Raw genomic sequence first — 22,394 nt, 5'->3', positions numbered from 1 at the left:
CACCAGATGGAGCACACCGAGATCGGCGTCGTCCACACCGCGGTGACCCGCGCCGAGCCCGCGGTGGTCGCGCGCCTGGCGGCGTTCGGGGTCGCCACGGTGCACGAGGCGATGGGCCGGGTCGGCCTGATGCGCCCCTACATCCGGCCCGTGTACCGCGGAGCCCGCCTGTGCGGCACCGCGATCACGGTGCTCCTGCAACCGGGGGACAACTGGATGCTGCACGTGGCGGCCGAACAGGTCCGCGAGGGCGACGTGCTCGTGGCCGCCTGCACGACCGAGAGCGAGGACGGCTACTTCGGTGACCTCCTGGCGACCTCGCTGCGCGCGCGGGGCTGCGCCGGCCTGGTCATCGACGGCGGGGTCCGCGACGTCGCCGACCTCGAGGCGATGGACTTCCCCGTGTTCGCGCGGGCCATCAACGCCAAGGGCACGGTCAAGGCCACCCTCGGGTCGGTCAACGTCCCCGTCGTGTGCGCCAACGCCCTCGTGCGCCCCGGCGACGTCGTCGTGGCCGACGTCGACGGCGTCGTGGTCGTGCCCCGGGAACGGGCGGCCGAGGTCGCGCAGGCGGCCGCCCAGCGCGAGGCGAACGAGGAGGGCAAGCGGGAGCGCTTCCGGGCCGGCGAGCTCGGCCTGGACATGTACGGGATGCGTGAGCCGCTGGCCGCGCTCGGGCTGCGGTACGAGGACTGACGATGACCACGACGTTCGAGAAGACCCCCGGCTGGCTCGACTGGTACCCCGACCCGAGCACCCCGCACTTCCGGCTGCCCGACGGCGCCGTCGACGCCCACTGCCACGTCTTCGGGCCCGGTGCCGAGTTCCCCTTCGCCCCCGAGCGCAAGTACACCCCCTGCGACGCCTCCAAGGACCAGCTGTTCGCGCTGCGTGACCGGCTGGGGTTCTCGCGCAACGTGGTCGTCCAGGCGACGTGTCACGGAGCCGACAACAGCGCCATGGTCGATGCCCTCCGTGCCTCCGGGGGCCGGGCCCGTGGCGTCGCCACGGTGCGGCCCGACGTGACGGACGACGAGCTCGCCGACCTGCACGATGCGGGCGTCCGTGGCGTCCGCTTCAACTTCGTCCGGCGCCTCGTCGACGTGGTGCCCCAGGACGCGCTGCGCGCGGTCGTCGAGCGCATCGCCCCCCTCGGGTGGCACGTCGTCATCTACTTCGAGGCGGCCGACCTCGCGGACCTGCGTGACTTCTTCCTCTCCATCCCGGTGCCCCTCGTCGTCGACCACATGGGCCGGCCCGACGTGACCAAGGACCCGACCGGCCCCGAGTTCGAGGCGTTCCTCGACCTGATGCGGGCCAAGCCCGACATCTGGTGCAAGGTCACCTGCCCGGAGCGCCTGTCGGTGGACGGCCCGCCGGCCCTCGACGGGGAGCGACACTCCTACCGCGACGTGGTCCCGTTCGCCCGACGCGTCGTGGAGGAGTTCCCGGACCGGGTCCTGTGGGGGACCGACTGGCCGCACCCCAACCTCACCGACCACATGCCCGACGACGGTCTCCTGGTCGACGGCATCCCGCACATCGCCCCGACGGCGGCGCTGCAGCAGGCGCTGCTCGTCGACAACCCGGCCGGCCTCTACTGGTCGGACACCCCGTGAACCACGTCTCCCGATAGGAGAACCCATGTCCCTCGACAAGACCTACCGACAGGTCCCCGGCACGACCATCTTCGACGCCGAGCAGTCGGCCAAGGGCTACCACCTGAACCAGTTCTGCATGTCGCTCATGACGGCCACCAACCGTGAGCGGTACCTCGCCGACGAGCGGGCCTACCTCGACGAGTGGCCGCTCACCGAGGTACAGAAGCAGGCCCTCCTGGACCGCGACCTCAACACCGCCATCGAGCACGGCGGGAACATCTACTTCCTGTCGAAGTGGGGGGCCACCCTCGGCCTGTCCTTCCAGCAGATGGCGGGGTCGATGACCGGGATGAGCGAGGCCGAGTACCGCGACATGATGCTGCACGGCGGCCGGGCCATCGAGGGCAACCGCATCGCGGACCAGGTGCGCGAGGCGCACCACGCCTCCGCCGTTCTGCCCGCGCCGACCGAGCACGCCCACATCAGCGGCGCCGTCTTCACCTCGCACGTGCCCGCCATCGGGGTGGCCTGGGACCAGCACAAGACGGAGGAGCCCTACTGGAAGCAGGTCTTCGACGGCTACGAGTACTCGAAGCAGTGGGAGCGCGAGAACCTCCCCGACGTGGTCTTCCTGGTCTACAACGACCACGCCACGGCCTTCGACCAGAGGGTCATCCCCACGTTCGTCCTCGGGACCGGCGCGAGCTACCCGGCCGCCGACGAGGGCTACGGGCCGCGGCCGGTGCCGGGCGTCGAGGGCGACCCGGAGCTGGCCGCCCACATCGCGCACAGCCTGATCCGCGAGGACTTCGACCTGACGCTGGTCAACGAGATGACCGTCGACCACGGCCTCACCGTCCCGCTCACCCTGATGTTCGGCGACGTCGAGAAGTGGCCCTGCAAGGTCATCCCGTTCCACGTCAACGTGGTCCAGTACCCCGTGCCGTCCGGGGCGCGCTGCTTCGCCCTGGGCCAGGCCCTGCGCCGGGCGATCGAGTCCTACGACCGCCCCGTCAACGTCCAGGTGTGGGGGACCGGCGGCATGAGCCACCAGCTGCAGGGGCCCCGGGCCGGCCTGATCAACCGCGAGTGGGACAACCGCTTCCTGGACGCCCTGGTCGACGACCCGGCGACGCTGTCCCAGGTGCCCCACCTCGAGTACGTCGAGGAGGCCGGCTCCGAAGGCATCGAGCTCGTCATGTGGTTCATCGCCAGGGGGGCGCTGGCCGACGTCGACGACAGCGGGACCATCGAGGTCAAGCACCGCTTCTACCACGTCCCCGCGTCGAACACCGCTGTGGGACATCTGATCCTCGAGAACCACCCGCGGGCCACGTCGCCCGCGGGGAAGGAGTGACAGTGCCGGCGAACCAGCCCGTCCGGATCGCCCTCGCGGGGGGCGGTGCCTTCGGCGCCAAGCACGCGGCCGCGCTCGGCCGTATCGACGGTGTCGAGCTCACTGCCGTCGTCAGCAGCTCCCTCGAGAGGGCCGAGGCCTTCGCCCGGGAGCACGGCGCCCGGCGAGCGGTGGCGACGCTCGAGGAGGTCCTCGCCGCGGACGACGTCGATGCCGTCATCCTCGCGACCCCCACGCAGATGCACGCCGACCAGACCCGCGCCGCCCTGGCCGCGGGCAAGCACGTGCAGGTCGAGATCCCGCTGGCCGACTCCCTCGCCGACGCCGAGGCATGCCTCGAGGCCCAGGAGGGGACGGGGCTCGTCGCGATGGTCGGGCACACCCGCCGCTTCAACCCCAGCCACCAGTGGGTCCACCGCCGGGTCGTGGCGGGGGAGCTGCACCTGCAGCAGATGGACGTGCAGACCTACTTCTTCCGCCGCCAGAACCTCAACGCCCTGGGCCAGCCCCGGTCCTGGACCGACCACCTGCTGTGGCACCACGCCGCACACACCGTCGACCTGTTCCAGTACCAGACCGGCTCCCCGGTCGTGCGCGCCAACGCCGTGCAGGGACCCCTGCACCCCGAGCTCGGTATCGCGATGGACATGTCGATCCAGCTGCTCGCCGAGAACGGCGCCGTGTGCACCCTCTCGCTCTCCTTCAACAACGACGGGCCGCTCGGCACGTTCTTTCGGTACATCGGCGACACCGGCACCTACCTGGCGCGCTACGACGACCTGTTCACCGGGAAGGACGAGCCTGTCGACGTCAGCGGGGTCGACGTGTCGATGGACGGCATCGAGCTGCAGGACCGCGAGTTCGTGGCCGCCATCCGCGAGGGCCGGGAGCCGAACGCCTCCATCCGCCAGGTGATGCCGTGCTACCGCGTCCTGGCCGCGTTGGAGGAGCAGCTCGACGCGCAGGGCCGCGCGTGAGCCACCTCGGCGGCCTCCGCCGGATCGGCCCGTTCGAGGTCCCGGCGCTCGGGCTCGGCTGCATGAACCTCAGCCACGCCTACGGCACGCCGCCGTCCGCGGCGACGGCCGAGCGGCTGCTGCTCGCCGCCCTCGATGCGGGCGTGCGGCTCTTCGACACCGCGGCCCTGTACGGGTTCGGCGCCAACGAGGAGCTGGTCGGCCGGGTGCTGGCCCCGTACCGCGACGACGTCGTCCTGGCGAGCAAGTGCGGGATGACCGGCGTCGACGGGAAGCGGGTGATCGACGGCCGCCCGGAGACCATCCGCCGGACCTGTGAGGAGGCCCTGTCGCGCCTCGGCACCGACGTCATCGACCTGTACTACCTGCACCGGGTGGACCGGGAAGTGCCCGTCGAGGAGAGCGTCGGCGCCCTCGCCGGGCTCGTGCAGGAGGGGAAGGTCCGCGCGATCGGGCTCTCCGAGGCGTCGGCCGACACCCTGCGGCGGGCCCATGCGGTCCACCCCGTGGCGGCGCTCCAGAACGAGTACAGCCTCTGGTCGCGCAACCCCGAGCTCGGCACCCTCGACGCGACCCGTGAGCTCGGGGTCGCGCTCGTGGCCTTCAGCCCGCTGGCACGCGGCGTCCTCACCTCGACACCGCCGCGGATGGCTGACCTCCGCCCGCGCGACATCCGGCACGCCATGCCCCGGTTCGCCGCGGCGAACTACCCGGACAACCTCGTGCTGCGGGGTCAGGTGGAGGCGCTGGCCCTGGGCGCCGGATGCTCGGTGGCGCAGCTCGCCCTCGCCTGGGTCCTGTCGCGAGGTCCGCACGTCCTGGCCATCCCGGGGACCCGGTCGGTCGAGCACCTCCTCGAGGACCTCGGCGCCCTGGGGCTCGCGCTCCCGGCGGCCGTGCTCGACGCGGCCGGCCGCGTGCTCGGGGCCGACACCGTGCGCGGGCCGCGCTACGCCGCGACCACGCAGGCCGAGATCGACACCGAGGCGTTCCCCGACGCGGGCTGACCGGCGCTCCCGCACGGGGTTTCCGCCGCCTCGGCGTCGGGTAGGAGAGGCGCGGACGGTCACGGGTGACCGCCGCCCCGAACCCACCCCCAGGAGCCCCCCGTGTCCCACGACGCCATCGTCATGCTCAAGCAGGACCACAAGGAGGTCCGCGGTCTCTTCCGCGAGTTCCAGAAGTCCTCGACGACCCCCGCCCGCCGCGAGAAGCTCGTCGAGCAGATCATCGAGGCGCTGACGGTGCACACCTACCTCGAGAACGAGATCATGTACCCGCAGGTGCGCGCCCTGCTGCCCGAGCTCGAGGACGACATCCTCGAGTCCTACGAGGAGCACCACGTCGCCGACGTCCTGGTCGTCGAGCTGGCCGCGATGGACGCCTCCGACGAGCGGTTCGTCGCCAAGACCACCGTCCTCATCGAGAACGTGACCCACCACGTCGAGGAGGAGGAGCAGGACTGGTTCCCGAAGGTCCGTGAGGGGCTCACGCGCACCCAGCTGCGCGACATCGGCGAGCAGATGGAGAAGGCCCGCAAGACCGCGCCCCGCCGGCCCGAGCAGCCGAGCGCCCTCAAGAAGACCATCGACGCGGTCATCGGTTGAGCGCCGCGACCAGCGCCGGGGCGCCGGCGCCGCAGGGCCGCACGCGCCACGCCGGGAGCCGAGTGCCCGCGCGGGAGGTCCGCGTGGCCTCGGTGCCCACCGGCCACGTCTACGTCCGCCACCTCGAGGCCGTGACGCCCTCGGGGTCGGTCCGGCGCCTGCCCGACCCGCGGCCCGACCGCGCCGTCACCGGCGCCGCCTGGTGGCCGCCGCGCATCCTGGAGCCCGGGTGGGTCCGCGAGCACGCCGACGAGCTCGACGTCGTGCACGTGCACTTCGGCTTCGACGCGGTGAGCCCAGAGAGCCTTGCTGCGTGGGCCGACACCCTGCACCACCTCGGCAAGCCCTTGGTCGTCACGGTGCACGACCTGCGCAACCCCCACCACGACGACCCCGCGCTGCACCACGCCCAGCTCGGCGCCCTGCTGGCCCGGGCCGACGCGGTCATCACCCTGACGCCGGGCGCCGCGCTCGAGATCCGCGAGCGCTTCGGCCGCACTGCGCGCGTGCTGCCGCATCCGCACGTCGTCGACCTCGACCGGCTGCGCCGCCCGCGCGCCCCGCACGAGGGGTTCGTCGTCGGCGTCCACTGCAAGAGCCTGCGCGCCGGGATGGACCCGCTGCCCGTGGTCGAGACCCTCGCTCGCGTGCTCGGCGGGATGCCGGACGCCACCCTGCGGGTCGACGCGCACACCGACGTCATGAGCGCCGACAACCCGCGCCACGCGCCCGCCCTGGCCGACCGACTACGCGCGCTCGAGCGCGCCGGCGCGGTCGACCTGCGGGTGCACGACTACTTCACCGACGACGAGCTGTTCGACTACCTCGGCTCGCTCGACGTGTCGGTGCTGCCCTACCGCTTCGGCACCCACTCGGGGTGGCTGGAGGCGTGCCACGACCTGGGCACGACCGTGGTCGCGCCCGACTGCGGGTACTACGCCGAGCAGCGGCCGGTGCTGTCGTACACCGCCGGCGACGACGTCTCACTGGCGGCCGCCGTCACCCGCGCGCACGCTGCACGCCCGCAGTGGCGCGCCGACCTGGCCGACCGCGTCGCCGAGCGCGATGCGCTCGATCGGGCCCACGAGGAGATCTACCGCGCGGTGCTCGCGCAGCGGCCGCTCACCCTGGTGCCCTGACGCGGTCAGCTCGACGGCACCGGTGCGGCCGGGGGAGCGGCGCCGTTGGCGACTGGCGCGGCCGGGGCGGGGGTGCCGGCCGCCGCCGCCCCCTTCTCGCGGGCCAGGAACGAGCCGAGCTCGGCGATCGTGGTCATGAGGGGCGCCGGGAAGACGACGGTGCTGTTCTTGTCGACGCCGATCTCGACCAGGCTCTGGAGGTTGCGGAGCTGGAGCGCCAGCGGGTGGGCCATCATCGTGTCGGAGGCGTCGCCCAGGGCCGCGGCGGCCAGCGACTCGCCCTCGGCGTTGATGATCTTGGCGCGCTTCTCGCGCTCGGCCTCCGCCTGGCGGGCCATGGCCCGCTTCATGCTGTCGGGGAGCTGGATGTCCTTGAGCTCGACGAGGGTGACCTCGACCCCCCAGTCGACCGTGCTGACGTCGAGGATCTCGCGGATGTCGAGGTTGATCCGGTCGGTCTCCGAGAGCGTCTCGTCGAGGGTGTGCTGGCCGACGACCTTGCGCAGCGTGGTCTGGGCGATCTGGTCGATGGCGGCGTAGACGTTCTCGATGGCGATGACCGCCTTCACGGGCTCCACGACCTTGAAATAGGCCACGGCCGAGACGTCGACGCTGACATTGTCGCGGGTGATGATCCCCTGCGACTGGATGGGCATCGTGACGATGCGCAGCGACACCCGGTGCAGGACGTCGACGACCGGGACGATGAGCCGCAGCCCGGGCTCACGGGTGCCCACGAGGCGGCCGAAGCGGAAGAGGACCCCCCGTTCGTACTGCTTGACGATCCGCACCGCCATCAGCAGGAGGACTACGGCCAGCACGACCACGGCGATGAGGACGGACAGCAGGACGGTCATGACGGGCTCCCGGTGGGGTGGATGGCTCCAGCCAGCCTGGGCGGCGCCGGCGCGGGGCGACAGGGGCGAAGGTCCCGGCTCGCCGTCAGGCCGGGGGCGCCACCAGCCGCCGGTGCAGCTCGGTGGTGAGGACGTGGATCTGCCGGGTGAGCTCGGTGTTGGTCTTCAGCTCCAGCTCGGACTCGACGAAGTCGTGCTCGGCCTTGGCTCTCTGGAAGGCCGACTGCCGGTTCTGCCCGATCATCACGAAGGTCGACAGGAAGATGGCCTCCAGCGAGACCACGAGGGTCAGGGTCGGCCATGGGCTGCGCTCCATGAACAGCATCCAGAGCGCGAAGAGCACGGCGTGGGCATAGACGAACGGCATCGAACCGGCGAAGGCGGTGATGGCGTCGGCGACCCGCAGCTGGGCGCTGCCGGCGCGCTGCTCGAGCTGGGCCACGACGGCAGGATGACGGGGGGCGGGTACGGTCTCCGATGCGCTCATGCCCCAGTGTGGGGGGCGCCGGAGGCCCGTGCGACAGGGTCGCCGGCGTCCTCCCCGCTGGAGCGCGGTCAGGGCCCGGGGGTGAGCACCACCAGCCGCTGGGTCGCCCGGGTCATGGCCACGTAGCGGTCGACCACGCCCTCGACCCCACCGCCGAACCCGTCGGGGTCGACCAGCACGACGAGGTCGAACTCGAGGCCCTTGGCGAGCTCGGGGGACAGCACCTGCACCCGGTCGCGCGCCGGCACCGACGCGCGAGTCACGACGCAGGCGGTGCCCTCGGCGTGCCCGCCCAGCCACTCGCCGAGCAGGTCGTCGAGCTCGGCGACCCGCCCGTACCGCACCGGCACCCCGGTGGCCCGGACCGACCTCGGCACGTTGGCGTCGGGGAGCATGGCGCGGATGCCCGGCTCGGCCGCCGCCATCACCTCCTGCGGCGTGCGGTAGCTGATCGTCAGACCGGCCACCTCGACGCGGTCGAGTCCAGGGCGGGTCCTCGCGGCGGCCAGGTCTCCCGGGTGTCGTCAAACCCCGACGCGCTCGGGCTCGTCGACGGCTGCCTCGGACGGCGCGACCCGGCGAGTCACCGCGGACGCTCGACGTCGGGCAGAGGCCCTGCGCGCGAGCGCGCAGCCACCCAGGACCAGCGCGAGCAGGACCGCCAGGGCGGTGAGGAGGCCGCCGACCGGCGCGCGGGAGACGACGGTGGCAGGCGTGGGAGCGGCGCCACCGACCACCCAGGGCACCACCGACACGGCCTCCGGCAGCCCGGGGCGGACCACCACGACGCGGAGCATGCTGATGCCGGGTGAGACGAACCGCAGCGGGATGCTCCACCCGGTCCCCGGCAGCGGCTGGCCCTCGGTCACCGTGACCCGGCCCGAACCGTCGCGGGCCTCGACCCGGACGGCCGTGGGGCGGGGCGGGGCGGGCCGGCGGCTGTCGAGGACGTCGATCACGGCGATGTTGGGCCCGGGCCGGTTGGGCTGCACGACGGTGTGCTCGGTGAGGTCGGCGGCGGTGGTGTCCACCGCCAGCGAGGGGGTCACGTCGCCGGCACTCGACAGCTCCGGCGTGGTGGCGGGCTGGCCGCCGGAGAGCAGCGCGGCCAGCCCCAGGGTCGCGACCAGGACGACGGCCTCGACCGCGGTGCTGCGGGGGAGCGGGCGCACGCCGTCCCGCCGCGACCAGCGCAGGTGGCGCAGCCCGAGCAGCCCTGCCACGCCGACCAGCCCCACCTTCAGCAGCAGCGTGCGGCCGTAGGTGGTCGTCAGCGCGGCGTCGGCCGACGCGATCACGTCGCCGGCGAGCAGCAGCCCGGTGACTGCCGTCACCGACACGCCGACGGCGGCCGGCGTGGCGAAGCGCCGGGCGACGGTGCGGAGCTCGAGGCCGTCGACCCGGCCGCGGCGGGTGGCGACCGCGAGCAGCGCCACCATCACGACGCCCCCGAGCCAGGTGGTGGTCGCCACCACGTGGACGACGTCGGCCGTGAGACGGAGGGCGCCCACGGGCGCCACGCCGGCGTGCCCCAGCAGGGCCGTCCCCGCGGAGGCGGCGGTCGCGCCGACGGTGGCGAGGACTGTGGCCGTGCGGCGGTCCCGGACGCCGGGACGACCCGCGCGCGTGACCCCACCGCCGAGGAGGACCAGCCCGGCCACGCGCAGCGCCACGCGGAGCCCGTACGAGCTCGTCAGCACCCGGCCGAGCGCCACCTGGGAGCCCAGGGCCTGGACCACCGGCAGCGCCGCCGCCGCCACCGCGGCGACGAGCACGACGGCCACGACCGCGGGCGTGCCGGCGCGCAGGACCGCCCGGGCCCGGGGCCCCTCCCGCGTGATCCGCAGCATGAGCAGGTGTCCGAGCGCCGCGGAGAGCCCGAGCAGCGTGAGCCAACGGAGGAGGGCCTGGCCCCACGCCGTCGGGGGCTCGCCGCGACCGGCGGGCGTCACCCGCTGGCCCACACCGAAGACGATGGTCGCGACCGTCCGGTGCATGTCGTCGGCCGAGAGGGTGTCGAGGGTGAGGCGGTAGCTCCCCACGGGAAGGGTGGCGCGTACGGGCACCACCACCGTCTGGGCGGGCTCCTGCTCGACCGTCGGCGCCGGGACGAGGGCACCGACCCCCACCCCCGGTGCGGCCGTGGGCGCTTCGGGGACGGGCGCCGCGTCCTCCACGGTCGGTGCACCCAGGGCGACTGGGGTCCCGTCGTGTCCCACGAGGCTGACGCGCGTCGCCTCCAGGACGACCGCCTCGCTCACCTGCAGCCGGATGACACCGGGTCCCCGGGCCAGCACGCTGCCGTCGGCCGGGTCGCTCGAGACGAGGTAGGCGTGCGCCTGGGCCACGCCGCCGCCGGCCAGGGCGACCAGCCCCGCCGCGACGAGCGCCGCTGCGACTCCCCGGACGGTGAGCCGCCGACCCCCCACGGCCATCACAGCACCGGGATGTGGGCCAGGGTCCGGCCCCCGTACGTCAACGACGCGAACTCGTCCCGCTGCACGACGCCACTATTGCGGTAGACGAAGTAGTACGTCTGGCCGGCGGTCATGGCGTGCCCCTTCTTCATGAGCGCCACCACGGCCGTCCGGGCGGCCCGGGACTCGCTGGCGAGCACCGGGGGGTGCGCGGTGTCGGACTGGAACTCCGAGGCCTTGCTGGGGTCGAGGCAGAGGTAGTTCACCTGCACGAGACCACCGTCGGCGACCACGGCCACCCGCGTGAAGCGCACCCCGAAGGCCTGCTCCATCGCCGCGTTCGACGGCATGGGCGCGCCCGCGCTCGAGGGATGCCGCGTGAGGACGACGAGGGCACCGACCGCCACGACGATCACGACCGCGAGGGCCACCAGCCACCGGAGGCGCCCCGACGGGGCCGCGGACGGGTCGCCGCCGGTGCCCGGCTCGGCCGGAGGGGTCGCCGAGCCGTCCGAGCCCTCCGACGTCGGATGGGACGCCAGTGCGATGGTCACGGCGTCACCACCGCTGCAGCTGGTCGAGGGACACGTACCCGCTCGGCTTCAGGCCGGTCGACTGGTCGACCAGGCCGAGCCACACCTTGCTGATGGGTGCGGCGGCCGACCCGTTGCTCAGCTGCTGGACCCCGAGGAGGGAGCCGGCGGCGTTGTACACGGCGAACGTCAGCTGCCCGGCCGTGGTGTCCATCATCAGCCGGACGGTGGCGATGACGGTGTTCCCGATGACGATCGGGGTGCCGGTCGCCGTCGTCTGACCCGCCAGGACGGGGGTGAGGGCCAGCGCGGCCCCCGATCCCGAGGCGACCACCGCGAACGTCGTCGGCTGGCTGCTCGAACCGCCCCGGTAGACGGTCACCGCCTGGCCGGCCTTCACCGCCAGGGTGCTGCCGCGGACGAGGAACTGGGCGTTGGCGTAGGGCGTCAGGGTGGTGTTGGTGACCGTGGCCGGCGCCTTCCCGCCGGTGGCCTGGAGGTAGCCGCTCCCGACCATCAGGGGGGCGGTGGTGCTGCGCTTGGCCGCCCCCGCGGCGCTCCACCCGGTACCCGGGAAGGACGTGCTGTCGAAGGTGAGGGCGGACGTGGTCGCGCTGACCGTGTAGGTCGTCCTGGCGGCCGCGCTCCAGTTGCCGGCCTTGTCCTGCAGCCGGACGTTGATGGTCGTCACGCCGAGCGGGAGCTGGGCGAGGGGGATGGTGAAGGCCGCCTGGGTGCCGGTGTAGCTCACCGTCACCTTGTTGGCGCGGCCCACGCCCGGGTCCACGGTGCCGTACCAGACCTCCCCGTAGGTGATGTCGCTGGTCTGGGTGCCCGAGAGGTTCGCGGTGACGGTGACGGTCGCCGGCGTGGCCCCGCTGGTGGCCGCCGCGGTCAGCGTCGCGATCACCGGCCTGACGGTGTCGACGACGAACGTGGCCACCGTGGTGGTGCCCCAGTTGCCGGCGGCGTCCTGGCCGTAGACGTACACCTGGTGCTCACCCTGGCTCCAGCTCTTCACCTGCGAGAGCGGGACCAGGCCGTAGACGTCCTCGACGCTGGTGTCGAACGCGCCGTCGGTGGCCTGGAGGGTCAGGCCCTTGTGGGTGGCCGACGGAGCGGCGGCGTCGTCGAAGAAGGCGACGGCCTGCACGACGGTGCTCGTGACGGAGCTGCCGTTCTGCTCGTCCTGCACCCGCGCGGTCACCGTGGCGAAGCCGGGGTTCGACGGGTCGCTCACCGCGCCGTTGAGGGCGCTCGGGCTCATCGCGGAGGCGATGGTCACCGGGCCGACGAGGTCGACCGTGAACGGCACGTCACGCAGCGGTCCCCAGAGGTTCTGGCTGTCCAGGCTGTGGACCCAGACGTGGTGCGTCCCCTCGCCGAGGGCCGAGGTCACCGGGATGGACGCGGTCTCGGAGGTGATCGTCCGGTCCTTCACGTACGACATCGCGGTGCCGGTGCCGCCGGCCGGGACGGTGGTGACGTTGCCGGTCGCGTCGGTGGCGAGGTCGAGGAAGTACTCGGCCCCGGTGATGTGCCCACCGAAGGACGAGTCGTTGCCGGTGGCGGTGAGCTTCAGCACCGAGCTGCCGTTGGCCGGGTCGGGCGTGATCACCGCGCCGGTGGTCTGCGGGCCGAGCTTGGGGACGTTCACGGCGACCGAGCCGACCGCGCCCCAGTTGCCGGCACCGTCGAGCGCTCGCACGTAGACGACATGTCGCCCGGCGGCGAAGCCCGGAGCGGCCAGGACGGCCGCCGGGATGGTCGCGGTCGCCCCGGAGACCGTGGTGGTCCCGAAGCTCCCGGTGAAGGCGATGCCGGCCCCGGGACCGACCGTGCGGACGTCGTCGATGACGACCTCGGCGCGGGTCACGGTGGAGCCGCCGGTCGCGGCCTCGGAGAAGTCGGCCGTGACGGTCATGTCCTGGGTCGCGTCGGAGGGGTTCGGGGTGGCCGTCACGTTGGAGACCGCGGGCCCGATCCTGTCGGCCGACGGCTTCGGCGCGTTGGTGTCGATGAAGGTCAGCATCCCGCCCGTCGCGGTCTGCGTCGGGTCGGCGGTCGTCATGCTGTCGTTGTCCAGGTGGGTCCCCGACTCGATGAGCGCGAGCTCGGAGTCGGCCCCCGAGGGCACGGTCACGATGGTGTCGGCCGTCTGGCCCGGGACGAGGGGCTCGACGACCTCGCCCTGGGGGTAGGTGAGGGGGTGGCCGTCGCGGGCGACCGCCACCTGGTCGGCGCCGAGGATGCTCATCGGGTGCGGGAGCCCACCGAGGTCGGCGTAGCGCAGGAGGAGCCGGTGCCCCTGGTCGCTCGGGATGACGTCGGTCTCGGGGAAGGACTTGCCGTTGATGAGCCGGTACCGCGGGCTGAAGTCCCGCATGTCGAAACGCGCGGGATCGGCATTGAGGGCGGGGTCGATCTCGGTGAGGGCGACCACCGCCTCGTCGGTGTACGCCGAGGCGGTGTCGCCGTACGCCGACGTCCCGTCGGACGGGCGCACGACGAGCACCCCGGCGACCCCCATGGCGATCTGGCGCGCGCTGTCGGCGGTGTGGCCGGCCTCGTACACGAAGGTGCCCGGGCGGGAGGCGGTGAAGGTGAAGGAGCCGTCGCCCTGGGGGGCGACCCCGGTCGTCGACGCCGCGCCGAAGCCGGCACCCAGCGACGCGGCCGGGACACCGGGGACTGCCAGCGAGAGGGCCCCGGGCAGCTCGTTGTGCACCTTCACGGTCACGGTGCTCCCCTGGTCGACCACCAGCAGCGGGCCGGGGAGGGTCGGGTTGCCGGAGGCCGCGGACGACCAGCCCCAGATGGGGATGGACCGACCGAGGAGCTGCACGGTGCCGGGGCGGGCGTAGAGCACGCACGTGGCGGTCGTGCCCGAGGTCTGGCAGCCCTGGGGGGCCAGGTGGCCGTTCCCGGCGGCCGCCAGGGTGGGGCGCGAGGTCACCAGCCGGGGGAGGTGGGCGGGTGCCGCGGGCGCCGGCGCGGCGGCGGCCGGCGCGAGGGGTGCCAGCCCGCAGGCGACCACCAGGGCCGCGAGGAGTGCGAGGGAGCGTGTGCCGGTGGCACGGAGTCGTGAGGTCATCATCATTCCCGTCGAGGTCACTTGCAGCCGCCGGGCGGGTCGATGCGGTAGAGCGTCATCATCCCCCCGAAGGTGGCGCCGTAGTTGGTGGCTTGCTGCAGGGCGTGGCTGTGGGCGATGTGGTAGTACTCGCCGCACTGGTTGTTGTCCGTGATGTACGTGGGGACGTTGCCCTTCACGCCGAGGTACGGGCTCTCGCTGAACCACGTGTCGGTGCCGACGAGGAGCTGGTCGGTGATGGCCGGCAGCTTCGTGGGAATGGGGTTGGTGCTGGGGTTCCACTGGTCGACGTCGGTCCAGATCATCGTGGCGTCGAGGCTCTGTCCCGGCTGGACGTTCAGGTCGAACTTGTTGTACGAGAGGTCCTGCCCGGTGGGCCCGAGGGTCGGGTGCCCGTCGATGTTCACGATCCGTTCGTCGCTGCCGTGGGGGTGGAACGGGTAGTTCTCCGTCCCGGCGTTCAGGTAGCGGATGAGGGCGGGCGCGGAGTTCGTCGCGCTGTACGGCTGGATGTGCACCATCGCTCCGTAGGGCTGGCCCGGGAGGTACGTCGCGTTGTTCGGCGCCAGCGTGTCGGGCATGCTGCGGCCGTTGATCATGAAGTACCGGGGCTGGTACGACGACCAGTCCGGCGTCTCGCCCCGCTCCACCGCGAGGTGGATGTCGGGGTCGATCTCGCTCAGCACGAACAGGTACTCGTGGTCCGGGTTGAACGTCGCCGACGTGCCGGCGTTCGTGGCCTGGTGGGGGTGGTCCTTGGGGCGCACCACCAACGCGCCGAACAGGCCCATCTGCACCTGCTTGTTGACGTCGGTCCCCGAGGCGTACAGGTACGTGCCGGGGGACCCGGCCGTGAACGAGTACGTCATCGAGCCGACCTTCACCCCCGCGTCCGCGTCCGGCGGCGCTGCGGCCTGCACCAGCGAGGTGAGGGCGTGCTGGGCGTCGAACTGCGGCTGCGCCGGGCTGCCGTTGGCCGTCACGCCGCTCTGGCCGTGGAACACGATCGAGACCGGCTCGGTCAGGGTGTTGTGCAGGACCACGGTCACCACGTCGCCGGACGTGACGCACAGGGTGGGGCCCGGGAGCTGGAAGCCGTGACCTGCGCCCTCGTCGGCGAAGCCCCACGAGTAGATCGAGTTGCCGTCGGGCGTCGACACGCTGCCCGTGCGCGTGCCCAGCGTGAAGGTGTTGTTGACCGCCGTGTCGCAGACGATCCCCTCGCTCGGGGAGCTGCCCGCGTGCGCCGCGCTCTGGGCCACGACGGCCGCGCCGAGGGCCAGGAGGCCGGCCGTGGCGGTGGCCAGGAGCCGGCGTCGCGCCGGGAACCTCGGGGCGGAGGCCCGGGCGGGACGCCCGGTGGCCTTCGCAGGAATGGAGCTCGTCATCGTCGCTTCTCCCCGCTCACAGGTTCGGTTGGGTCTGGGCGGGGAGGGAGGGGCGGACGCTGATCTGCGTCATCATGCCGCCGTACCCGGCTCCCCCGCCGTTGTTCTGGAAGCTGTACCGGCGGTCGTACAGGAAGTAGTCGCCCACCGCCGGGGCCGTGAAGATGAGGTCGCGGCTCTCGCCGGGGCCGATGTTCACCGTGTTGGTGGTCTGGTAGTTCGTGACGTCGCCGTTGCGCAGCAGGCTCGCGTCCTCGGCGACGACCGTCAGGTCGATCTCGTCGCAGGTCAGCGAGTGGTCCTGGAAGCCGAGGTTCGCCAGGCGGACCAGCACCCGCTCGCCCGGGACGCAGGTGATGTGCGACGAGTTCGGCTGGTACTGGAGGCGGCCGGACGCGGTGTCGAGGTCGGGACGGTACTGCAGCCCACCGTCCGGCCGGGCCACGGAGTTCGCGCCGTTGGGGGCCAGCGTGTCGGGGTAGGCCCGTCCGTTCATCAACCAGAAGGAGGCGTCGAAGTCGGTCCAGTCGCTCACCTGGATGTGCGCGTCGCGGTAGTGGGCGGCCGACCAGAGCTCGGTCAGGATGATCCCGAACTCGCGGTCGTACCGGGTCGAGCCGTCGCCGTCGTTGTAGGCGTACTTGGTGCCCACGGGGTACCCGTTGACGCCCGTCCTGTTCTGCTTCGGTCGGACCCAGACCATGCCGGTCATCCCCATCTGCACGTGCTCGACGTCCTCGAAGTGGCAGTGGTACATGTACGTGCCGGCGTCGTGCGGCTTGTAGAAGTAGTCGAACCGGCGACCGACGGGGACCGAGAGCGAGAGCTCGGGCACCCCGTCGAACAGCGGGATCGCGTTCGTGAAGCCGTGCCAGTGCATCGTGTGGCCGTCGAACAGGTCCGGCCGCTGCGAGAGCCCCAGGTTGTAGAGGCTGAGGGTGATCTCGTCCTCCTCGTCGAACACCAGGATGGGGGCCGAGATCTGGGCCTTGCCCCGCTGGGCGGCCAGGTCGGTGTCGCTGAGGCCCGAGACGTCCCGGAAGCCGAAGACGTAGGTGTTGAAGGGGCTGGGTGCCAGCGGGTCCGGGAAGAACGGCGGGTCGGCCGGTGCGTTCGCCGGCATCGACACCCAGCCGTCGGTGCCGGCCAGGGCGATGGCCTTCTGGGGGCCGGTGCCCACCGGGTCGGCGGCGGCCACGGCGCCGCGGGCGTCCTGGGGGAGCAGGACCCGCGAGACCGCTGCCAGGCTCCCAGCGCCCAGGGCGCCGAGCAGCAGCCGCCGCCGGTCGATCGACGAGGTGTCCATGAGCTTCTCCTGCGGGGTCATGAGGTGGCCTGCGCGGCGCCGGCGTCGTACCGGGTGCCGGTGGGTCTGGCGACCCCGTGGATGTCGAACGGTGGAGCGGTGACGTAGACCGGGGTCGGGACGCCCTGCGTCACGAACGCGGGGTCGTTGCCGTAGGCGGCCGTGGTGCGGCTGCTGCCGATCCCGATGGCCGACGAGCCGGCGGCGAGGTCGAAGTCGCCGAGCAGGCTGTACGGGAGCACCGTCGTGACGATGGCCGCCTGCCGGAACATCGGGAACTGGCGCGAGGCGAGGATGTTCACGCTGATCGCGAAGTCGGACTTCACCGGCACGTCGTTCACCGCGTCGTTGCCGACCACGTTCCCGCTGCCGGTGGCGTCGGGGGCGTTCTGGTACCAGGAGCTGCTGATCGGCAGCTGGAGGCCCTGGGGGTTGTCGGCGATGCCGAAGTCCCAGCGGTTGGCGTCCGCGTCGGTGATGCCGGTCTCGAGCCCGGCGTAGTACGTGCCGGCGTAGTTGTCGGAGAAGGCGTCGTCGAGCATCGTCGGGGTGGCCGCCGCCGTGCCGCCGGTCAGCATCGTCGCGAACCCCGGCTGGCTCTTGAGCTGGGCCAGCAGCTGGTCGCTGAGGGTCCCGGTCGAGAGCCCGGCGGGAGCCGGCTGGCCGTTGCTCGTGGTCGCGGACGCGGTCGTGATGTTGCGCACGATGGTGTCGTCGACGATGGTGACGAAGGCAGCGTCGTCGAGCGCGATGCCGCCGCCCTCGTGCGCCGAGACGTTGTCGGCGATCTGGTTGTTCGTGATGCCGATGGTGTCGGTGACGACCCGGTTGGCCGGGCACGTCGTGACCCCGGTCCGCTTGTTCGTGGTGCACCCCGGCGTCGCGACGTGTGAGCCCGAGGTCTGGAGCAGCCGGATCCCGCCGCCGTCGTCGTTGGCGAGGTTGGCCTGGATGACGTTGCTGTCGATCGAGACCGGGCCCGTGCCCTCGGAGATCCCGTTGGGGTCGGCCGGCAGCTCGCCGGCGACCATGATGGCGCCACCCTCGTCGTAGGACTGGTTGAACCAGATCCGGTTGTGGTCGATGGTGTTCTTCGCCCCGAGCGCCGGGGTGGCGTTCTGGTACCCGAAGGCCGTGAGGGCCCCGCCGTACTCCGACGAGTGGTTGCCGCAGATGGCGTTGTGGTCGACCGAGTAGCCGTCGGACCCGGTGAAGAGCCCGATGCCGCCGGCGAGGTTGGTCCCGCCGTTGTCACGGATCTGGTTGTGCGAGATCACCGGCGACTCGTTGTGGTTGTTGCCGACGTACGGCGTCCCGATCCGGATGGCGCCGCCGAAGGAGCCGCTGTCACCGTCGAACACGTTGTTCGTCAGGTGCACGCCCTGGACCTGCTGGTGGACGTACACCCCACCGCCCTGGGTGACGAGGGAGCCACCGGCACCCACCGGAGTGGAGACCGCACCGGTGATGGCGTTGACCGCCCCCCCGATGTTGGCCTGGGACCCGTTGCGGATCCGCAGCCCGTCGAGGGTGACCGGCCACACGCTGCCCGGCGACCCGGTGGCGGGGGGCTGGTGGGTCCCGTTCAGCGGGGCGAGGACGGTGACGTCCGCGGCGTCCGGCACAGCCGCCAGCCCGCGGTAGCCCTGGCGGTTGACCGCGGCGAGCCAACTGGTGCCACTCGGCAGGTCGAGGTCGAAGCCCGTCCCGTCGAGGATGGAGCCGCGGACGAACGTCCCCGCGTCGTCGAACCCACCGGGGCCCACACCCTGGATGCGGGTCTGGTTGTGGACCACGACGTTCTCGTTGTAGTCGCCCTGGGGGTTGATCGCCGTCTGGGTGTTGGGCCAGACGACCACGGCGTCGTACTGCACGTCGTTCGTCGGACGGGCTGCGTTGAGGGCGGCCTGGACGGTGGCGTAGGTCTTCCCCGGGCCAACCTCGAACAGCTTGGCGTTGTTCTGGCTGTTGCTGGTTCCGTCACCCTTACCCGAGAGGGCCAGGACCGAAAGGGTGTTGTAGGCCGTCACCCCCGCGGCGTTCCTCAGGCTCAGCTGCAGGACGCCGTTCAGGTTGGTCTTGGCATTCTTGGTGTTCGTGTAGGTCGTCGGAACCGTGAAGACGATCTGGTGGTCGGTCCACGAGGTCACGACGGCCGGGACCGCCGGCATGGTGGTGACGAGCGGGTCGTTGAGCGTCAACGTCCCTCGAGTGGCGCCGAACCCGTAGCCCGTCATCGTCACCGTGCGGTTGGCGCCGTTCGTGCCCTTGACGTAGGGCGTGTCCACCGCGAGGAGCTGCGGCGTGGTCGCCGGGAGCTCGCAGATCGTGCTGTTGGCGACCGCTCCGTCGGGGGTGGCCACCGTCGAGGCCGCCTGGGTGGGTGCCTGGTCGGTGACGGTGTACAGGCCGGGCCACCCCTGGAAGTTCGCGGCGATGGTGCGGAACCGCGAGTTGTAGTCGGCGTTCAGCGCGCCCGGTGCGCCGGGGTCGTTGCCGACCGTCCGGTACATGTTCGGGCAGGGGCCGGCGGGCACCGGGCAGTTGTAGGTGTCCGTCGACGGCATCAGCGCCTCGTACATCCCGTTGAAGTCGGTGTGCGCCGTGTAGTCGAGGCGGCCGGCCCAGTCGTAGAAACCGACCGGGACGTTGGGCAGGCCCTGGGCCTCGCCGTACCCGATCGAGCGGGTGTCGAGGGTGAGGCCGAGGTCGTTGATGGTCAGACCCCAGAAGTGCGTCGGGATCGGGACCTCGGTGAAGAGGTTGAAGTTCGGGGCGACCGTCTGGCCCGAGCGGACCGTGACGAGCTTGTCCTGGCAGGAGGGCATCTCGTAGCCCTCGAACGGGGAGCCGCCGCCGGCGTTGAAGTCGGGGTTGTACGTCCCCGGGATCGGGTCGCTCGTGTCGCCGTCCGGCACGCTCCGCACGTGGACCCGGTGCAGCGGCCCGACGCAGCTGGAGATGATCCCGGCCTGCTGGGACGGCGGCTGCGACGGGGGCGTCGGGCTGCGGTCCGGAGCGCCGGCCGGGTTGTCGGCGGCCGCCTGGGTCGACGGCGGGAAGTTCTCCTGCGGGAGGTAGGTGTCACCGGTGAAGACGTTGACGTCCTCCTCCGAGGTGACCTTGTACATCGGCTTGTCGCCGACCGGTGTCCTCGGGATCTCCACGCTGACGATGTAGTCGCCCGGGTCCATGCCGCTGAAGCCGTAGTTGCCGTTGACCGACTGCGCTCCCGCCGTGTCGTTCACGCCGGCCTGGAACCCCATCATCGGGGACTCCACGCAGGCGTGGTCGGCGGTGACCCCGAACTCGGGCAGTGCCTGCTGGATCGTGGAGTCGAGGATCGAGCCGTCCCACTGGCGGGCGGTGCAGCCGCGCGGCGCCCCCCACGTCTCGGAGGTGTAGGCGTCGCTCTGCTCGGGGCCCTTCACGAAGGCCCCGCGGTCGGCGGCCGGGTTGTCGACGTAGGCGTTCGTCGCGTCCTTGACCTGCAGGGGGACGATCTCCTTGCCCTGGCGGCACTCGTTGGTGACGTGGAAGGTGTACGTCGCCGACGTCGTGTCGGTGACCCGGCACGGCGTGCTCGCGTAGAGGTGGACCTTCACCCCGGGGATGCCGGGCTGGTACGCCTCGCTCGCGGAGTCGGCGGCGTCCAGCTCGTTGCGGGTCGTGTCGTAGCTGACCGTGGCGGCGATCCCGCCGTTCTCGTTCTGGGCGTACGGGCGGACCCCCCAGTCGACCGTGCCGTGCAGGCCGATGATGGGCAGCACGTTGAGGTCGACCATGGAGCCGAGCTGGGTGGTGCCCTCGGGGTCGTTGTCGCCCTTCCAGGTGACCCCCGTGGTGGCGTAGCGGGTGTTGAAGGCCTCGAGGATCAGGTACTTCGCCATGGGGTAGCCCTCACGGATGTCGTACTCGCCCTGGTCGTTCGTGGTGACGGTGTTGGTCGCCTGGTCCATCGGGGTGTTGTCGCGCTCGCGCAGCGTGAGGGCGAAGTTCGGGACGCCGTTCTCGCCGGGGTCGCGGATGCCGTTGCCGTTGTCGTCGACGAAGACGTGGCCGGAGAAGTGCGAGAACCAGCCGACGAGCATCTGCTGGCCCACCTCGGTGTACCCGCCCGAGCCGCTGTGGGCGGCGGCGTCGACCTCGGCGTTGAAGCTCATGATGATGTAGTCCTGGTCGTCGTCCCACAGCGTGACCTGGTAGCTGCCGTCGGCGACGTCGTCGATGCGGAAGGTGCCGTCGGCGGCGGCCTGCGCGAGGTAGACCTGCTGGTCACCGTTGTTGAGGTCCGACAGCGCGACCCAGACGTTCTTCAGCCGCGAGCCGATCTTGACGCCGGCCACGCCCTCCGGGCCGACCACGCCGTTCTGGCCGCCGATGTACGGCAGGCCCTGGACGACGACACCCTTGATGCCACCGGGGCGGGTCGTGTCGGTGGCCGACGGGGCGAGCGCCATCGTCTTCGTGAAGCCGAACTGGGTGGCGGGCACCGGTTCCTGCCCCCGCAGCTGCTCGGTGTCGAGGCCGGTGTCGCCCTCCTGGACCCAGATGTCGTGGTCGTGCCCGCCCTCGAGGGTCGTCGTCTGCACCCACCGGCCGCCGGCCAGCGCGGGCGCGGCGACGGTGGCCGCGTAGCGGTTCGGCCCCAGGTTCGGGATCTTGATGACGCCCTTGCGGTCGCTGATGCAGCCGGGCGCCTTGGTGGTGTCGACGACCGGCTTGTTGGCCGCGTCGAAGACGATGGGGCTGTTCGGGTTCTTGGTGGTGTGCTGGTAGCTCGTGCAGAGCGCGTTCCCGTAGTAGTCGACGCTGACGGTGCCGAAGACGTCGCTCAGGTGCGCGTGGAACCCGGACATGTCGACGCTGCTCTCCGCGTCGACCTCGAAGGTGCCGTCGACCGGCGCGTAGTCGTCGTAGACCTGCAGCTGGATGGTCGCGAGCGGCAGGGGCGTCGGGTTGAGCCCGACCGGGACCGTCTGCGTGCCACCGTCGACGGTGAAGTGGGCCCCGTCGATCTTGTACCCGCGCGCTTTGACCGAGACGAGGTACTTGCCGCCCGGCAGGGTGAGGGTCTTGCCGGCGAAGTCGCTCTGGTCGCCCTCGGCGATGATCGGCGCGAAGCCCGACGTCGCGCGGGTGCTCGGCCAGGGGCAGGTGTCGGCGAAGTCGGGGTCGTTCGAGTGGGTGCCCTGCGCGGTCGCCGGCAGACAGCTGGACAGCAGCGGGTCCTTCGCCGTGCCGGGGTCGCCGGTGTCGTCGGCGTTGATGATCCACTGGTACGCGGTGACGGCGTCACCGGCGTTGGGCTTGATCGCCTTCCGGGCCGGGTTCACGTCGCGTGCGCTGCGGACGTCGAGGCTCACCGTGCCCGACGCACGGGTCGGGGCGGCGTAGGCGGCTGCCACCGCCCCCAGCGGTGCGGCCGGCACGGCGGCCCCCGCCGTGGCTGCGACGGTGGCCGGGGCGAGAGCCACGGCGACGACCGCGATGATCCGGACGAACGAAACAACAGAACCAGCCCTGCGCATGGTCACTCCCTCTGGACGGGCGACGTAGCGCCGAGACGCCCGAGGCCCTGTTCCTCGGAGTCGCCGTCGAGAGCAAGGTGGCGTGCCGAGGATGTCGCGA

Annotated in this window: 16 protein-coding genes; 7 read left to right on the top strand and 9 right to left on the bottom strand. The window is 71.9% G+C overall.

The window, feature by feature from the left end:
* Positions 1–6: 6 nt before the first annotated feature.
* From ligK to ATL31_RS01360, 7 genes are all read left to right on the top strand, one after another.
* Positions 7–696, top strand: a complete 690-nt coding sequence (gene ligK / locus ATL31_RS01390; protein WP_101394192.1) for a 4-carboxy-4-hydroxy-2-oxoadipate aldolase/oxaloacetate decarboxylase — start codon at positions 7–9, stop codon at positions 694–696.
* A gap of 2 nt (positions 697–698) precedes the next feature.
* On the top strand, positions 699–1,619 hold the full coding sequence (locus ATL31_RS01385; protein WP_101394191.1) for an amidohydrolase family protein: 921 nt from the start codon (positions 699–701) through the stop codon (positions 1,617–1,619).
* 25 nt (positions 1,620–1,644) lie between these two features.
* Positions 1,645–2,958, top strand: coding sequence for a protocatechuate 4,5-dioxygenase subunit alpha (ligA, locus tag ATL31_RS01380; RefSeq protein WP_101394190.1), 1,314 nt, complete (start codon positions 1,645–1,647; stop codon positions 2,956–2,958).
* 2 nt (positions 2,959–2,960) lie between these two features.
* Positions 2,961–3,935, top strand: a complete 975-nt coding sequence (locus ATL31_RS01375; RefSeq protein ID WP_101394189.1) for a Gfo/Idh/MocA family oxidoreductase — start codon at positions 2,961–2,963, stop codon at positions 3,933–3,935.
* Complete coding sequence (locus ATL31_RS01370; protein WP_245861822.1) at positions 3,932–4,942, top strand: aldo/keto reductase; 1,011 nt, start codon at positions 3,932–3,934, stop codon at positions 4,940–4,942. Before ATL31_RS01375 ends, ATL31_RS01370 begins: the two co-directional genes overlap by 4 nt.
* Positions 4,943–5,044: 102 nt before the next feature.
* Complete coding sequence (locus ATL31_RS01365; RefSeq protein ID WP_101394188.1) at positions 5,045–5,542, top strand: hemerythrin domain-containing protein; 498 nt, start codon at positions 5,045–5,047, stop codon at positions 5,540–5,542.
* 83 nt (positions 5,543–5,625) lie between these two features.
* Positions 5,626–6,681 (top strand): glycosyltransferase, encoded by a 1,056-nt coding sequence (locus ATL31_RS01360; RefSeq protein ID WP_245861821.1) that lies wholly within the window; start codon positions 5,626–5,628, stop codon positions 6,679–6,681.
* Between the two features lie 5 nt (positions 6,682–6,686).
* On the opposite strand, the gene ATL31_RS01355 is transcribed toward ATL31_RS01360, so the two are convergent.
* The 9 genes from ATL31_RS01355 to ATL31_RS01315 form a co-directional block, all read right to left on the bottom strand.
* Positions 6,687–7,538, bottom strand: a complete 852-nt coding sequence (locus tag ATL31_RS01355) for a slipin family protein (RefSeq protein ID WP_211283943.1) — start codon at positions 7,536–7,538, stop codon at positions 6,687–6,689.
* 85 nt (positions 7,539–7,623) lie between these two features.
* Entirely contained in the window at positions 7,624–7,980 is a 357-nt protein-coding gene (locus ATL31_RS01350; protein ID WP_245861820.1) for a DUF1003 domain-containing protein, read from the bottom strand.
* 113 nt (positions 7,981–8,093) lie between these two features.
* A complete protein-coding gene (locus ATL31_RS16485; protein ID WP_342749451.1) occupies positions 8,094–8,492 on the bottom strand; it encodes a hypothetical protein in 399 nt (132 codons plus the stop codon).
* Between the two features lie 57 nt (positions 8,493–8,549).
* A complete protein-coding gene (locus ATL31_RS01340; protein WP_101394185.1) occupies positions 8,550–10,460 on the bottom strand; it encodes a copper resistance CopC/CopD family protein in 1,911 nt (636 codons plus the stop codon).
* Entirely contained in the window at positions 10,460–10,996 is a 537-nt protein-coding gene (locus ATL31_RS01335; RefSeq protein ID WP_101394184.1) for a hypothetical protein, read from the bottom strand. The genes ATL31_RS01340 and ATL31_RS01335 overlap by 1 nt, the downstream gene beginning before the upstream one ends.
* A 4-nt stretch (positions 10,997–11,000) precedes the next feature.
* Positions 11,001–14,069: a multicopper oxidase domain-containing protein gene (locus tag ATL31_RS01330; RefSeq protein ID WP_158239769.1), complete on the bottom strand. Its 3,069-nt coding sequence runs from the start codon at positions 14,067–14,069 to the stop codon at positions 11,001–11,003.
* 17 nt (positions 14,070–14,086) lie between these two features.
* Positions 14,087–15,457 carry a multicopper oxidase domain-containing protein gene (locus tag ATL31_RS01325; protein ID WP_101394182.1) on the bottom strand — a complete coding sequence of 457 codons (1,371 nt, stop codon included), beginning with the start codon at positions 15,455–15,457 and terminating at the stop codon, positions 14,087–14,089.
* A 16-nt stretch (positions 15,458–15,473) separates the two neighbouring features.
* Complete coding sequence (locus ATL31_RS01320; protein ID WP_158239768.1) at positions 15,474–16,763, bottom strand: multicopper oxidase domain-containing protein; 1,290 nt, start codon at positions 16,761–16,763, stop codon at positions 15,474–15,476.
* A gap of 17 nt (positions 16,764–16,780) precedes the next feature.
* Positions 16,781–22,294: an SdrD B-like domain-containing protein gene (locus tag ATL31_RS01315; RefSeq protein ID WP_143598266.1), complete on the bottom strand. Its 5,514-nt coding sequence runs from the start codon at positions 22,292–22,294 to the stop codon at positions 16,781–16,783.
* Positions 22,295–22,394: the final 100 nt, after the last annotated feature.

Origin of the sequence: Phycicoccus duodecadis (assembly GCF_002846495.1) — a bacterium.
GTDB lineage: Bacteria > Actinomycetota > Actinomycetes > Actinomycetales > Dermatophilaceae > Phycicoccus > Phycicoccus duodecadis.
The sequence above is the reverse complement of the archived record's forward strand: the minus strand, read 5'-3'. Positions and strand labels throughout refer to the sequence as shown.

Excerpts from the sequence above, each read along its gene's own strand:
- ligK (WP_101394192.1), top strand. The coding sequence starts at position 7 with ATGGAGCACACCGAGATCGGCGTCGTCCACACCGCGGTGACCCGCGCC.
- ATL31_RS01385 (WP_101394191.1), top strand. The coding sequence starts at position 699 with ATGACCACGACGTTCGAGAAGACCCCCGGCTGGCTCGACTGGTACCCC.
- ligA (WP_101394190.1), top strand. The coding sequence starts at position 1,645 with ATGTCCCTCGACAAGACCTACCGACAGGTCCCCGGCACGACCATCTTC.
- ATL31_RS01355 (WP_211283943.1), bottom strand. The coding sequence starts at position 7,538 with ATGACCGTCCTGCTGTCCGTCCTCATCGCCGTGGTCGTGCTGGCCGTA.
- ATL31_RS01340 (WP_101394185.1), bottom strand. The coding sequence starts at position 10,460 with ATGGCCGTGGGGGGTCGGCGGCTCACCGTCCGGGGAGTCGCAGCGGCG.
- ATL31_RS01330 (WP_158239769.1), bottom strand. The coding sequence starts at position 14,069 with ATGACCTCACGACTCCGTGCCACCGGCACACGCTCCCTCGCACTCCTC.
- ATL31_RS01325 (WP_101394182.1), bottom strand. The coding sequence starts at position 15,457 with ATGACGAGCTCCATTCCTGCGAAGGCCACCGGGCGTCCCGCCCGGGCC.
- ATL31_RS01320 (WP_158239768.1), bottom strand. The coding sequence starts at position 16,763 with ATGGACACCTCGTCGATCGACCGGCGGCGGCTGCTGCTCGGCGCCCTG.
- ATL31_RS01315 (WP_143598266.1), bottom strand. The coding sequence starts at position 22,294 with ATGCGCAGGGCTGGTTCTGTTGTTTCGTTCGTCCGGATCATCGCGGTC.